The 13,204-nt window shown below is 68.9% G+C and carries 14 protein-coding genes; 5 read left to right on the top strand and 9 right to left on the bottom strand.

Features of this window, described 5'->3' with window-relative positions:
- Positions 1-156: 156 nt before the first annotated feature.
- Complete coding sequence (locus tag AC07RV_RS17055; RefSeq protein ID WP_296780571.1) at positions 157-903, top strand: hypothetical protein; 747 nt, start codon at positions 157-159, stop codon at positions 901-903.
- A gap of 223 nt (positions 904-1,126) precedes the next feature.
- Here the strand turns inward: AC07RV_RS17055 and AC07RV_RS17050 are convergent, their stop codons facing one another.
- The 4 genes from AC07RV_RS17050 to AC07RV_RS17035 form a co-directional block, all read right to left on the bottom strand.
- Positions 1,127-1,378, bottom strand: a complete 252-nt coding sequence (locus AC07RV_RS17050; protein ID WP_296780569.1) for a hypothetical protein — start codon at positions 1,376-1,378, stop codon at positions 1,127-1,129.
- Positions 1,379-1,469: 91 nt separating this feature from the next.
- On the bottom strand, positions 1,470-2,606 hold the full coding sequence (locus AC07RV_RS17045; protein ID WP_093354925.1) for a PAS domain-containing sensor histidine kinase: 1,137 nt from the start codon (positions 2,604-2,606) through the stop codon (positions 1,470-1,472).
- A complete protein-coding gene (locus AC07RV_RS17040; RefSeq protein WP_296780563.1) occupies positions 2,603-3,418 on the bottom strand; it encodes an alpha/beta fold hydrolase in 816 nt (271 codons plus the stop codon). Before AC07RV_RS17040 ends, AC07RV_RS17045 begins: the two co-directional genes overlap by 4 nt.
- Positions 3,419-3,509: 91 nt before the next feature.
- Positions 3,510-4,457 (bottom strand): LysR family transcriptional regulator, encoded by a 948-nt coding sequence (locus AC07RV_RS17035; protein WP_093354930.1) that lies wholly within the window; start codon positions 4,455-4,457, stop codon positions 3,510-3,512.
- A 103-nt stretch (positions 4,458-4,560) separates the two neighbouring features.
- On the opposite strand from AC07RV_RS17035, the gene AC07RV_RS17030 reads away from it, so the two are divergent.
- The 4 genes from AC07RV_RS17030 to AC07RV_RS17015 are packed head-to-tail and all read left to right on the top strand — an operon-like array spanning position 4,561 to position 9,070.
- Positions 4,561-5,538, top strand: coding sequence for a Bug family tripartite tricarboxylate transporter substrate binding protein (locus AC07RV_RS17030; protein WP_208512462.1), 978 nt, complete (start codon positions 4,561-4,563; stop codon positions 5,536-5,538).
- Between the two features lie 49 nt (positions 5,539-5,587).
- Positions 5,588-6,964 (top strand): MmgE/PrpD family protein, encoded by a 1,377-nt coding sequence (locus AC07RV_RS17025; RefSeq protein WP_296780558.1) that lies wholly within the window; start codon positions 5,588-5,590, stop codon positions 6,962-6,964.
- A gap of 13 nt (positions 6,965-6,977) precedes the next feature.
- Entirely contained in the window at positions 6,978-8,060 is a 1,083-nt protein-coding gene (locus AC07RV_RS17020) for an isocitrate/isopropylmalate dehydrogenase family protein (protein ID WP_296780556.1), read from the top strand.
- Between the two features lie 14 nt (positions 8,061-8,074).
- Positions 8,075-9,070, top strand: coding sequence for a quinone oxidoreductase family protein (locus AC07RV_RS17015; protein ID WP_296780553.1), 996 nt, complete (start codon positions 8,075-8,077; stop codon positions 9,068-9,070).
- 3 nt (positions 9,071-9,073) lie between these two features.
- Here the strand turns inward: AC07RV_RS17015 and AC07RV_RS17010 are convergent, their stop codons facing one another.
- From AC07RV_RS17010 to AC07RV_RS16990, 5 genes are all read right to left on the bottom strand, one after another.
- Positions 9,074-9,427, bottom strand: coding sequence for a hypothetical protein (locus AC07RV_RS17010; RefSeq protein ID WP_296780551.1), 354 nt, complete (start codon positions 9,425-9,427; stop codon positions 9,074-9,076).
- Complete coding sequence (locus tag AC07RV_RS17005; RefSeq protein WP_296780548.1) at positions 9,424-9,978, bottom strand: hypothetical protein; 555 nt, start codon at positions 9,976-9,978, stop codon at positions 9,424-9,426. The genes AC07RV_RS17010 and AC07RV_RS17005 overlap by 4 nt, the downstream gene beginning before the upstream one ends.
- 203 nt (positions 9,979-10,181) lie before the next feature.
- Complete coding sequence (locus AC07RV_RS17000) at positions 10,182-11,588, bottom strand: heavy metal sensor histidine kinase (protein WP_296780546.1); 1,407 nt, start codon at positions 11,586-11,588, stop codon at positions 10,182-10,184.
- A complete protein-coding gene (locus AC07RV_RS16995) occupies positions 11,585-12,265 on the bottom strand; it encodes a heavy metal response regulator transcription factor (RefSeq protein ID WP_208512467.1) in 681 nt (226 codons plus the stop codon). Before AC07RV_RS16995 ends, AC07RV_RS17000 begins: the two co-directional genes overlap by 4 nt.
- Before the next feature lie 76 nt (positions 12,266-12,341).
- Positions 12,342-13,127, bottom strand: coding sequence for an alpha/beta fold hydrolase (locus AC07RV_RS16990; RefSeq protein ID WP_296780542.1), 786 nt, complete (start codon positions 13,125-13,127; stop codon positions 12,342-12,344).
- Between the last annotated feature and the right edge of the window lie 77 nt (positions 13,128-13,204).

Here is a 13,204-nt window from a genome sequence, read left to right as displayed (position 1 = left end):
CCTTGCTACGATGCCCGGTCTCGGCCAGGAGCGAGCATCGACGTGCGATGGTTCACCAACAAAATAAACCTGCTTTTGGCAGACGTTGTCAAAACAACGGATTCATTTTTGAAAAGTTGAATGCGATCGTTTATCTCGAATCTATCCACCGCCACCATGCTGGTGTCGGTCGGTTTCGTCGCAGGCTGTGCAACCTCTATAACGCCGAGTGACCTGGCAGTTCCGAAGCAGATTACCTGTGTTTACCTAAGCCAGCCGTTGACAGCAAGTGGCGTATACGGAATTGGCTACACATGGATCACCAGGCTCGAGAGAGGTCCCTATTTTTCCGAACGAGAGGACGATAAGGGAAGTTACTACCGAGCCCCACCTGGGGGGTACTCTCTCAAGGGATTGAAGGGAGAGCCATTTCCTGGCCTCACGACGACGATGGACGGAGGCTTCTTCCTTCCGAACGATCCCAATGAGCCGCCGAGGCTGTATGCGTATTTCTCTACGGAACCCGCACCGGTTCTGGTTCCTCCTGAAGATGCCGACTGTTCCATGGTTGGGTACACCAAGGACCCGGCTACATCGCGCGTGAGCATGCTGTCCTTCGCTGCCGGTGGTGCGGTGGGCGGTGCGGCAGGCGGTATGGTTGGACGAAGTTTGGCCAACGGCAGCCACATGAGTTATGGGCAGGCGGCCGGTGTTGGGGCCGCTGGTGGTTTGATTGGCGGATTGATCGTCGCAGCCATCATTAATTCCGGGGTAGGGAAGATCCATTCGGGCCTGCCCGTCAAAGATCCGGTTTTTTTGAAGCAACTCAGAGAGCTCGGAGCAAACAAGCTGCCTGTCAAAGAGATTCCACTTTCAGCCGTGCCGGCTGACACCAGCTCAGTTGAGCCCAAGCCCGCTCAGTAGTGGGACAGCGCCGACGTGGACAGCAGACGGCGTCTTCTGAAAATGTCTGTTTTTGCGGGCATAGGTGAAGATAGTGGCATGCCGGACTCGGCCTCCAGCAGATCGAGCAGTCGGTGGCTATCTATGGTTGACAGTCGGGATGGACCTGCTCACCGATGAGCACATCGCCGAGGCAGGGAGCCTGCTGGGCCACCACGTGTTCTACGCGAAGCACAAGCCTGGTTCACTGGAATGACGCGATGAGAAGGACGAGGCCGCCAACGGCCGCGGCGACCAGCGCGCAGATGCCGGCGGCAGCCAGCAGATGCGTCGCCTGGCGCCGGTCGTCGACGGCGGAGTCGTGCCGGAAACCGCGCAGCAGGCCGCCGGCCAGCGCGAAGACGTGAAGCAGCGCCCCGAAGGCGGCGAGCACGCCGGCGGCCAGGGCGAAGCCCAGCGCGGCCCACGACAGGGTCACGATGACCTTGGCGATCATGGCAGCGCGGTGGGGCTTGTCGCCGTCGAGCCGTCCCGGGGGCCGGTGCACGGTGGCTTGCCAGCGTTCATGAGCAAAGACATCCCCGGTGCTACGAAGGCAGGCCCTCGGCATGCGCGGGAAAGCGCAGGCCGAACGAAGTGCCATCGGCCACCGTCGACGTCACGCTCATGTCGCCGCCATGGGCGCGCGCGATCTCGCGGACGATGAAGAGGCCCAGCCCGACGCTGCGCACGGTGTTGCTGCCGGTCTCGCCGCGGACCATGGGTTCGAACATGTCGGCCAGCACCGCCTCGGAAATGGGCGCGCCGAGATTGCGCACCACGATCTCGGCCGTGGCGCCGGCCACGCTCGAACGGACGAACACGGGCGTGTCGACCTGGCCGTAGGCGGCCGCATTGCTCACGAGGTTGCCGATCAGCTGCGCCAGCCGGTCGGCGTCCGCCACGCAGGCGCTGTCGCCCTCGGACGCGAACTCGATCGTGCGGCCCGGATAGGCCAGCCGCAGCTCCGACAGCGCGCCGTCGACCACCTCGTGCAGGTCGACCGCCCGGCGGTTGACCGTGAGCCCCTGGCCCACGCGCGCCTGGGTGAAGTCGAGCAGCTCCTCGATCAGGCGCTGCGCCCGCTCGGCCGAATTGCGCACATGCCCCAGGATGCGGGTGCGGCGTTCGCCGTCCACGCGCTCGAGCATCTGAACCCCCATGAGAATGGCCGACAGCGGGTTGCGCAGGTCATGGCTCACGATGCCGACCATCTGCTCGGCGAACAGCGCCCGGTCGCGCATCAGGCTGCGTGTTTCGCGCTCGGCTTCGAGCAGCGCATCGGCCTTGCGTCTGGCGCCCATCAATTCGCGCTCGTAGCGGTTGCGGTCCTCGGCGACGAAGGCCGCGATCTCGTCGAACTCGCCTTCGGGTCGTTGGCGCCGGCGGGCGTTGAGGATCATGGGGATCGTTCGTCCGTCGCGATGGCGCAGGTCGAACTTCACCTCGGCCAGCGATCCCTGCATCTGCAGCGAAGGCGCCCAATGCGTCTGATGGAAGATCCGGCCGCCCATCGTGAAGAGCTCCTGCAATCGCTTCGCGCCGACGAGCTCGTCGCGAGGGATGCCGATCCAGTCGCAGAACGTGCCGTTGGCCTTGACGATCGTGCCGTCGAGCCTGGTCACGATCAAGCCGCACGGTGCCTCGTCGAAGAGGCCGGCGAGGTCGGGGATGGCCTGCGTCATCCGGCTCGGGCCCGCGGCAGCGCATCGAGGAAGGCCTCGATCGCATCGCAGCACGCATCGGGCGCGCTCAGGTGAGGGCAATGGCCGACGTTCTCGACGACGCGCAAGGTGCTGTGGGGCACGACCTCGTGGACGTAGCGGCCGACGACCGGTGGCGCGATCAGGTCCTCGGACGACTGGATGATGAGCGTGGGCGTGCGCAGCTTCGCCAGGTCTTCGCGGTTGTCGGACAGGAAGGTGACCCTGGCGAACTGCTTGGCGATGTCGGGATCGGTGCGACAGAAGCTCGCCGAAAGCTCTTCACTGAGCTCCGGGCGTTCGGGCACGCCCATGATGGCGGGCGCCATGCTGCTCGCCCAGCCGAGGTAGTTGCTGTCGAGCGTGTCCAGCAGCGAGTCGATGTCCTCGCGCGCGAAGCCGCCCACGTAGTCGCCGTCGTCGATGTAGCACGGCGAAGGGCCGATCATCACGTTCGCCGCGAAGGTGCCGGGCGACTTCAGTTCGGCGAGCACCCCGATCATGCCGCTGACGGAGTGGCCCACGAAGATCGCCGGTCCCGCGGCTACGTCGCGGACGACCTCGAGCAGGTCGTCGGCATAACCCTCGAGGCTCGAATACTTCGCGCCATCGTAGGCATCGAGGTCCGATTGGCCCGCGCCCACCAGGTCGAAGGTCACCACCTTGTAGCGGTCCGCGAACCGTGGCGCCATGAGCCGCCACATGTTCTGGTCGCACCCGAATCCATGGGCGAAGACGAGTGTCGCCGGTCCCGAACCCTGCATCCGGATGTTGTTTCGATGGTGGACGTTCATGAAAAGCTCAGACGGAGTCTGAGGCGAAGAGGTGGCGGGAGCAGCCAGAAGTATCCATTTTGCGCCGATTCGGTGAATGCCAGGCGCTGGCTCAAGGCCGGCGCGCGCGTGTCGATGTCGGAGCCTTCGCCGGCCTGGCCGGCTTGACGCTCGAGCGACTCGCCAGCGCGAGCATTTCGAGAAACGCCGCCGCCGCCGGCGACAGGCTGCGCCCCGCACGCCGGATCACGCCGATGGTGCGCCCGATCTCGGGCCGCTCGAGCCGCACCCCGACCACCGCGGCCGGCTTGCGCGGCAGCGTGAGCTGCGGCACCACGGCCACGCCGAGGCCGTTCTCGACCATGCCGATCAGCGTGGAGACGTGGCGCACCTCGCACACCGGGCGCGGCAGCGGCGGCAGCTCGGCCAGGGCCTGGTCGATGAACAGGCGGTTGCGGCTGGCCTGCGAGACGCGCGCATGCGGGTACTGCGCGAGCTCCTCCCAGCCCACGGACTTGCGCCGCGCCAGCGGATGGTCGGCGGGGCAGGCCAGCACGTAGGGCTCCTTGAGCAGCGGCGTGAACTCCACCTCGGGGTCCTGCATGCCGATGTAGTTGAGCGCGAAATCGGCCTCGCCCTGCTTCACGCTCGCGAGCACCTCGTCGGCGCCCTCCTCGATGATGCGCACCAGCACGTGCGGATGGCGCGCGCGGAAGGCCTGGATCACCGGCGGCATGAAGTGGTGCACGGTCGACAGCACGCAGCCGATGGTGACGTCGCCGGCCTCGAGCTCGGCCGCGTCGCGCAGGCTCAGCACCGAGCGGTCGAGGTCGTCGACCAGGCCGCGGATCTGGCCGAGGAAGCGCCGGCCCAGCAGCGTGAGCTCGACGCTGCGCGTGGTGCGGTCGAACAGGCGCACGCCCAGCAGCTCCTCCAGGTGCGAGATGCGCCGCGACAGCGCGGGCTGCGACAGGTGCAGGGTGCGCGCCGCCGCGGCGAAGCTCTGCAGCTCGCCCACGGTGACGAAGGCGCGCAGGTCGGCCAGCGAGGGCTTCAGCATTTCAGTTCACTCATGCAGTTCATGCAATAAACCCCCAAAAACTTGCAATTTACTGCAATGACGCCCAGGCAGAAGATGCGCGGCAGAACAAGGAGACACCGACATGCAACGCCGCCAACTGCTGCTGACCGCTTCCGCGGCCTCGGCCGCCATCGTGATGCCCCGCTTCGCGATCGCGCAGGACTTTCCGAGCAAGCCGATCCGCTACATCGTGCCGGTCGCCGCCGGCGGCGGCAACGACATGATCGCCCGCGTGGTCGCCGAACGCTGGGGCCGCGCGCTGGGCCAGCCCTTCGTGATCGACAACCAGAGCGGCGGCGGCGGCGTGGTGGCCTGCCAGAACACGGCGCGCGCCGCGGCCGACGGCTACACGCTGATGCAGGGCTATGTCGCGACCCACGGCACCACGCCCGCGACACGCCGCGTGAGCTACAACGCGATCAAGGACTTCACGCCGATCGGCATGATCGGCGCCACGCCCAACGTGCTGGCCATCAATGCCGACGTGCCCGCGAAGACCGTGGCCGAGTTCGTCGACTACGTGAAGCGCAATCCCGGCAAGGTGAGCTACGGCTCGGCCGGCGCGGGCTCGCTCACGCACATGACGATGGAGCTGTTCAAGCAGGAGACCGGCGTGGTGATGGTGCACGTGCCGTACCGCGGCATCGCGCCGGCCATCAACGACGTGCTCGGCGGCCAGACCCAGGCCATGTTCCCGGGGCTCGCGGCGGCGCTGCCGCACCTGCGCTCGGGCCGCATGCGCGCGCTGGCCGTCACCGGCAGCAAGCGCAGCGCGCAGCTCAAGGACGTGCCGACCATGGACGAGGTCGGCTTCAAGGGCTTCGACGCGATGCAGTGGTACGGCTCGGTCGGCCCCGCAGGCATGCCGGCCGACGTGGTGCGCCGCCTCAACGAGACCCAGGTCGCGGTGCTCAAGGCCCCCGACCTGGCCGAGAAGCTCGCCAGCGAGGCCGTCGAGCCCTGGCCGATGACGCCCGACCAGTTCGGCAAGTACATCGGCTCGGAGATCGCGCGCTGGACCGCGCTCGCCAAGGCCCGGAACATCCAGCTCGACGAGTAGGCCCGGCCGGCTCCCTTTTCTTTTCTCAACGCAACCAGCAAGAACACCAGTGGCCCGCAACACGCACGTTTCCGCCGACACCTCGGCCCCTCCCGTCACCGCCATCCTGGCCCGCTTCGTCGCCACGCATCCGTCGCGCGGCTGGAGCGACGCGGTCGAGCGCGAGGCGCACCGCACCTTCTACAACTGGCTCGGCTGCGCCATCGGCGCCGCGCGCCACGAGGCGGCCGAGTCCGCGATCGCCGCCGTGCGCATGCTCGAGCCGGCGCCGCAGGCCAGCGTGCCGGGCCGCGCCGACAAGGTCGACATGGCCAGCGCGGCACTGCTCAACGGCATCACCTCGCACACCTTCGATTTCGACGACACGCACCTCAAGACCATCATCCATCCCGCCGGACCGGTCGCCTCGGCGCTGCTGGCGCTCGGCGAGCACCGCGGGGCCTCGGGCCGTCAGCTGATCGACGCGCTGGTGCTCGGCATCGACGTGGCCTGCCGCATCGGCAACACCATGTACCCCGACCACTACGACCGCGGCTGGCACATCACGGGCTCGACCGGCATGCTCGGCGCGGCCGCGGGTTGCGCGCGGCTGCTGGGGCTGGACGAACACCGCACGGCGATGGCGATCGGCATCGCGGCCTCGCAGCCCGTGGGCCTGCGCGAGCAGTTCGGCACCATGACCAAGCCCTTCCATCCGGGCGCCGCGGCGCGCGCGGGCCTGATGTCGGCGCTGCTCGCGAGCCAGGGCTTCACGGCCAGCGAGCGCGCGCTCGAGGCGCCGCGCGGCTTCGTGCAGGTGGCCTCCGACAAGCGGGCCTGGCACGAGGTCACCGACGAACTCGGCGAGCGCTTCGAGATCTCCTTCAACACCTACAAGCCCTTCGCCTGCGGCATCGTGATCCATCCGAGCATCGACGCCTGCGTGCGGCTGCGCGCGCAGGGCATCGCGCCCGAGGACGTGGAACGCATCGAGCTGCGCGTGCATTCGCTGGTGCTCGAGCTCACGGGCAAGAAGGAACCGAAGGATGGGCTGCAGGGCAAGTTCAGCGTCTACCACGGCTGCGCCGTGGGTTTGATCCATGGCCGCGCCGGCGAGGAGGAGTTCTCGGATGCGATGGTCAACGACCCGGGCGTGGTCGCGCTGCGCAACCGGGTGCAGGCGGTGGTCGACGACGGCATCGCGGAAGAGTCGGTGCACGTGAGCGCGCTGCTGCGCGACGGCCGGCGCGTCGAGGTGCAGGTCGATCATGCGATCGGCTCGATGCACAACCCGCTCTCCGATGCGCAGCTCGAGGCCAAGTTCGACGCGCTCGCGGTGCCGCTGCTCGGCGCGGAGCGTTCGGGCCGGATCACCGAGGTATGTCGCACGCTGGCCGCGCTGCCCGACCTGCGCGCGCTGACCGCATTGACCGCGCCGTCGGCTTGAACAGGAGGCACGCATGACGAACAGCATTCCATCGCTTCGCATCGGCATCCTCGACGGCGACGACATCGGCCACGAGATCGTGCCGGCCTCGGTCGACATCGCGCGCGCGGCCGCCGAGCTGCACGGCGTGGCCATCGACTGGCATCCGCTGCCGATCGGCGCGCGCGCGCTCCAGACCCACGGCCACACCATGCCGCCCGGCACGCTCGAGACCCTGCGCACGCTCGACGGCTGGATCCTCGGGCCCATCGGCCACCGCGCCTATCCCAAGGGACCGAACGCGATCAACCCGCATCCGATCCTGCGCAAGACCTTCAACCTGTTCGCCAACGTGCGGCCCACGCGCTCGTACCCGGACATCGGCTGCCTGCACGACGGCGTCGACCTGGTGATCGTGCGCGAGAACAACGAGGGCTTCCAGCCCGACCGCAACATGGTCGCGGGCTCGGGCGAGTTCCGGCCCAACGACGAGGTCACGCTGTCGGTGCGCGTGATCACCCGCACCGGCAGCCGGCGCGTGGCGCGCGCGGCCTTCGAACTCGCGCGGCAGCGCCGCAAGCACCTGACCTATGTGCACAAGGACACCGTGTTCAAGCTCGGCTGCGGCATGTTCGTCGAGGAGTGCCGCAAGCTCGCTGAGGAGTACCCCGACGTGCGCGTGGACGACGTGATCGTCGACACTTTCGCGATGCGGCTGGTGCGCGATCCGCAGAGCTTCGACGTGGTGGTCACGACCAACATGTTCGGCGACATCCTCTCGGACGAGGCGGCCGGCCTGGTCGGCGGCCTGGGCATGGCGCCGGGGCTGTGCATCGGCGACGGCGATATCGCGATGGCGCAGGCCACGCACGGCTCGGCGCCCGACATCGCGGGCCAGGGCATCGCCAATCCCTACGCGATGATCGAGTCGACGCGCATGCTGTTCGACTGGCTCGGCCACAGCCGTGGCAACGAGGGCGCGGTGCGCATGGCGGTGTCGATGTCGCGCGCCACCACGGCCGCGCTGGCCGATCGCGCGGCGCGCACCGGCGACATCCGCGGCAGCGGCAACACGGTGGCGTTCACGCAGGCCGTGCTGCGCAACCTGAGTGCTTGAAGGGAAATCTCTCGATGACCGAAGCGACCACCATGCAGTCCTTCTGGATGCAGATGAGCGAGGCGGGCGGCGTGCTCGAGCAACGCGAGGTGCCGGTGCCCACCGCGGGCCCGGGGCAGTTGCTGGTGCGCCTGCATGCGGCATCGCTCAACCGCGGCGAGTTCCTGGCGAGCCACGGCGCGTCGGGTGCCTGGCGCCCGGCCGGCGGGGAGGGTGCAGGCAGGGTGGTTGATGTTGGAAATGCCGTTAGTGGATTTCAAGTCGGCGACCGCGTGATGAGCCGTTGCGCCGGGGCCTTCGCGGAGTACGCGTTGATGGAAGCGGCCGAGGCCATGGCCGTGCCGCAGGCGCTGTCGTGGGAAGAGGCCGCGAGCATTCCGCTGGCCTTTCTGGTCGCGTTCGACATGCTGGTGCTGCAGGGCCGGTTGCAGCCCGGCGAATGGCTGCTGGTCAACGGCGTGTCGTCGGGCGTCGGGGTGGCGTCGCTGCAACTGGGCAAGGCGCTCGGCGCGCGCGTCATCGGCACCTCGGGCTCGGCCGACAAGCTCGCGGCCCTCGCGCCGCTGGGGCTCGACGTCGCGCTGCCCACCCGCGCCGCCGATTTCGCGCCGGCCGTGCTGCGGGCCACCGGCGACAAGGGCGCGAACCTCGTCGTCAACACGGTCGGCGGCTCGGTGTTCGCCGAGAACCTGCGCGCGATGGCCTTCGAGGGGCGGCACGCGACCGTGGGCCATGTCGACGGCGTGCTGCAGGCCGAGCTCGACCTCGAGGCCCTGCATGCGCGGAGGCTCACGCTGTTCGGCGTCTCGAACAAGCTGCGCACCAAGGCCCAGCGCGCCTCCGGCGTGCCGCGTTTCGTCGCCGAGGTGCTGCCGCTGTTCGCGGCCGGCCGCATCCGGCCGCGCATCGACCAAGTGGTGGCGTTCGACGAACTGCCGGCGGCCAAGGCGCGGATGGAGGCCGGGGCGCATATCGGGAAGATCGTGCTGCGCATGCCGGGAGCGGACTAAGACTTAGGGCACGACCGCGAGCAGCTTGATTCCAGCCTGCTCCAGCTCGTCGGCCAGAACGGTTTCTGCCACGAAGATCGCGGCCCCCTCGTAGCGCAGGGCCGCAGTCGCGTCGAACAGCTCGGCGACCACGGTCTCGGGCGGTGTGCCGGCGGGAAGATCGAAGATGCCGTTGCCCGCGATGCTGTTGATCACCTGCTGGCGCCCCGACTGCATGGCTACGGCGAGCGACTGGACGCAGAGGCTGCTGAGCTGAGGCTCCTCCACCAGATACCTGAAGGCGTATTCGATGTCGGTGTTGGCGACCCGTGCGACCCACCGTCCTTGCTCGATCTCGAGAATCAGCAGGTCGTTCATGGCTTGCCTCCCGTGTAGTCGCTGATGGTCACGGTCAGATCGAGCGCCGTGTGCCACGACTGCGCGCGGCCGATGGCCGCGAGGCCGCCGACGTGCCCGTCGGCGAAGAAGGTCCTGGGGTCCGACGGATCCGATCCCGAGCGTGCCCATTGCGGATCCCGGCCCGGGTTGTTGTCCCAGCACACGTCCCAGTACGGGCGCTTGCCCATGCCGAAGACCTGCACCGGCGCGACGATCCGCACGCCGAAGCGCACCGGGATCTCGGGGCTGTACCAGGTGACGTAGGCGTTGTTGGCGCCGTCGGCGATCCACGAGAACGCGATCTGGCAGATGTCGAGCGTCTCCATGCCCGAACGGGCCTTGAGCACCGGCCCTGGTGAGGAGGTCACGCTGCCGAGCGCGAAGTCCTTGGTGTAGCCGGTGACGTCGCGCCGCAGCTCGAACTTCGAGTAGTTGACGAAAGTGATCTTGATCTCGCCGCTGTCGACGGCCGCGCTCGGCACCAAGGACGCGTTGGCGACGATGTCGGGCGATAGATGCATGTCGGTCATGGAATTGCTCCTCCTGCTCTGCAATCGGCCTGTGCGATGGTGCGAAACGCGGGCCCGCTTTTCTCTGGTGAAGAAGCGCGGCATTTCGCCGGTCCCGGTGAGTGGCCGAGGAACTCGCCTGGACATCGCGGCAAGCGTAGGCAGGCCGGTCGATGCGGGGAATCCCCGAAACCAAGTAAACGACCGGGCGGGCCGGGGTGGACCTACGCGGGCGAGCTCGGCGTCGATGCGGCGACGCGGCTACCGAGCGTGAACCCGATCTCGTTGGTCCCCGCCGCGCCCTGCACGAAGGTCTCCCCCCCATGCATGCGCGCGATCGCCCGCACGATCGCCAGCCCGAGCCCGAAGCGCTCGCCGGTCCTGGGCCGCGAGCTGTCGCCGCGCCAGAAGCGCTCGAACATGTGCTGTCGCACTTCTTCCGGAATCGCATCGCCCGGGTTGGCGACGGTGATGCGCGCGCCCTCCGGCAGCGCCTCGATGCGCAAGCCGATCACGGCTTCCACCGGCGCATGCCGCGATGCGTTCGTCAGCAGGTTCACGAGCGCGCGGCGCAGCAGCACGCGGTTGACCGGCACCGAGGCATCGCCCTCGATCTCGAGCCGCTGGCGCTTCTCCTCGAGGAAGACCTCGACGAATTCGCCGACCTGCCGCGCCTGCTCGCCCAGCGAGAGCTCGCGCAGGTCCTCGGCCGCATCGCCGCGGTCGGCGCGCGCGAGGAACAGCATGTCGTTGACCATCGAGCCCAGCGTGCGCAGCTCCTCGAGGTGCGACTCGAGCACCTCGCGCATCTCGTCCTGGGGCCGGTCGCGCGCGAGCGCGAGCTCGGCGCCGTTGATCATGATGGCCAGCGGCGTGCGCAGCTCGTGCGCCACGTCGGCATTGAAGCCCTCGAGCTGGGTCCACGCATCCTCCATGCGCGCCAGCACCTCGTTGAAGCGCAGGGCCAGCGGCAGCAGCTCGGTGCTGTCGGCCGGCAGGGTCAGCCGCTGCGACAGCCCGCCGGGCCGTATCACCGAGGCCTCGCGCGACAGGTCCGCGAGCGCGCGCAGGCCGCGCCGCGTGGCGATGGCGCCGAGCGCCACGGTGCACAGCACGCCGAGCGCGCCGACCAGCAGGCCGTAGTTGTCGTAGCGGTCGAGCATCTCGGCGCGGGGCCGCGGGTCCATGCCGATCAGCACCTGCGCGCCCGGAAAGATGGCGTGCTCGTCGAGCCGGTAGTGCGCGCCGCGCAGCACCACGCCATCCTGTCGCTGCAGCCAGACCTTGTTGCCCTCGCCGCGCAGCGTGGGCGGCATCGGCTCGGCGCCGTAGAGCATCTCGCCGTCGCGCGCGATCAGCCACACGTTCCAGCGGTAGCGGCCGCCCACGCTGGTGGCCGCGAGGTGGCGCCGCAGCATCGGCAGATCGGCCGGCGTGCGCACCTCGTCGATGAAATGCTGCACCACCTCGGTCTTGCCGCTGAGGTCCGAGCGCTCGTCGGCGATCAGCACCTGCTCGAGCGCCTTGTGCAGCAGGTAGCCGGTGGCCGCGAACACCGCGACCGCGACCACCGCCAGCATCAGCACCAGGCGCGCCGAGATCGACCCGAAGCGCACCCGCGGAGCCTTCACGCGGACTCCAGCACGTAACCCATGCCGCGCACGGTGCGCAGCATCGGGGTCTCGAAAGGCTCGTCGAGCTTGGCGCGCAGGCGGCGCACCGCCACCTCGACCACGTTGGTGTCGCTGTCGAAGTTCATGTCCCACACCTGCTCGGCGATCACGGTGCGCGACAGCACCTCGCCGCGGCGGCGCATCAGCAGCGCCAGGATCAGGAACTCCTTGTTGGTCAGCTCGAGGGCCTGGCCGCCGCGCGAGGCCTTGCGCCGCGCGAGGTCCAGCTGCAGCTCGCCCAGGGTCAGCACGGTGGGTTCCGAGGTGCCGCCCGAGCGCACGCCGCGTCGGCGCAGCGCGGTCAGGCGCGCCAGCAGCTCCGAGAACGCGAAGGGCTTGACCAAGTAGTCGTCGGCGCCGTCCTGCAGCCCGCGCACGCGGTCCTCGACCTGGTCGCGCGCCGTCAGCATGAGCACCGCCACGTCCTTGGTGGCGCGGATCGCCTTGAGCACCGCGAAGCCGTCGAGGCCGGGCAGCATCACGTCGAGCACCACGATGTCGTACTCGCCGTTCACCGCGAGATGGCGGCCGTCGATGCCGTCGGCCGCGACGTCGACGACGTAGCCGTTCTCGGTGAGTCCCTTGCGCAGGTAGTCCGCGAGCTTGGGATGATCTTCGACGACGAGCACGCGCATGTTGTGTCCTTCCGGGGGCCGCCGCCGGCGGCTCGACCGGCGCGGCGGTTCCGCAGTCTATCGCCGGGCCGCGCGTTCAGCGCCGGCCCTGCGCCGCCTTCACGATCAGGTCGGCCACCGCCTGGGGCTGCGACAGCAGCGACACGTGGCTTGCGTCGAGCTCGACCGTGCTGGCCTTCATGCGCTGGGCCATGAAGCGCTGCAGCTCGGGATCGATGGTGCGGTCCTGGCGCGAGACGGCATACCAGGTCGGCTTGTCGTGCCAGGCCGCCGCGGTGGTCCTGGCGGTGGTGAGGGCGCGCGCGAACGGCTGCTGCACCGCGTAGTAGGCCAGTGCCTCGGCCGGCGGCAGGTCGCCCGCGAAGTCCTTCACGAAGGCCGGCTGGCTCAGCGAACCCCAGCCGTTGGTGTCCCACTGCAGGCCGGCACCGGCGGGCGCGGCGGCGAATTTGCGCGTCAAGGCCGGGTAGTCCTCGCCGGCATCGGGCGCGCGCGCCGCGATGTAGACCAGGCCCGCCACGTGTGGGTCGGTGCCCGCCTCGCTGATCACCATGCCGGCGTACGAATGGCCGACCAGCAGCGTGGGACCGTCCTGCTGCGCCAGCACGCGCCTGACGGCGTCGACGTCGTCCTGGAAGCCGCTCAGCGGGTTCTGCACCGAAGTCACGTGCAGGCCCTGGGCCTGCAGCAGCGGAATCACCTTGCCCCAGCTCGAGCCGTCGGCATAGAGGCCGTGCACCAGCACCACGTTGTGGACGGCGACCGGCGCCGGGGGCGCCGTCTGCGCACTGGCGGCGGCCGCGGAGAAGACACCGGCGAGGGCGATGGCCGCGATGCGGCCCATGAGGGTTCTGCGATGCATGAAAGGCTCCAGGTTCTGGCGGCGCCGGTTGCGGCGCCGCGGGGTCATGCAGTGACGACCGGCACTGCTCTGGAGCG

Source organism: Variovorax sp. GW821-FHT09B01, assembly GCF_059418345.1.
The sequence above is the reverse complement of the archived record's forward strand: the minus strand, read 5'-3'. Positions and strand labels throughout refer to the sequence as shown.

Coding starts and splice junctions, on each gene's coding strand:
- AC07RV_RS17010 (WP_296780551.1), bottom strand. CDS start 9,427: ATGAACGACCTGCTGATTCTCGAGATCGAGCAAGGACGGTGGGTCGCA.
- AC07RV_RS17040 (WP_296780563.1), bottom strand. CDS start 3,418: ATGAACGTCCACCATCGAAACAACATCCGGATGCAGGGTTCGGGACCG.
- AC07RV_RS17045 (WP_093354925.1), bottom strand. CDS start 2,606: ATGACGCAGGCCATCCCCGACCTCGCCGGCCTCTTCGACGAGGCACCG.
- AC07RV_RS16995 (WP_208512467.1), bottom strand. CDS start 12,265: ATGCGCGTGCTCGTCGTCGAAGATCATCCCAAGCTCGCGGACTACCTG.
- AC07RV_RS17015 (WP_296780553.1), top strand. CDS start 8,075: ATGACCGAAGCGACCACCATGCAGTCCTTCTGGATGCAGATGAGCGAG.
- AC07RV_RS17050 (WP_296780569.1), bottom strand. CDS start 1,378: ATGATCGCCAAGGTCATCGTGACCCTGTCGTGGGCCGCGCTGGGCTTC.
- AC07RV_RS17035 (WP_093354930.1), bottom strand. CDS start 4,457: ATGCTGAAGCCCTCGCTGGCCGACCTGCGCGCCTTCGTCACCGTGGGC.
- AC07RV_RS17020 (WP_296780556.1), top strand. CDS start 6,978: ATGACGAACAGCATTCCATCGCTTCGCATCGGCATCCTCGACGGCGAC.
- AC07RV_RS17055 (WP_296780571.1), top strand. CDS start 157: ATGCTGGTGTCGGTCGGTTTCGTCGCAGGCTGTGCAACCTCTATAACG.
- AC07RV_RS17005 (WP_296780548.1), bottom strand. CDS start 9,978: ATGACCGACATGCATCTATCGCCCGACATCGTCGCCAACGCGTCCTTG.
- AC07RV_RS16990 (WP_296780542.1), bottom strand. CDS start 13,127: ATGCATCGCAGAACCCTCATGGGCCGCATCGCGGCCATCGCCCTCGCC.
- AC07RV_RS17030 (WP_208512462.1), top strand. CDS start 4,561: ATGCAACGCCGCCAACTGCTGCTGACCGCTTCCGCGGCCTCGGCCGCC.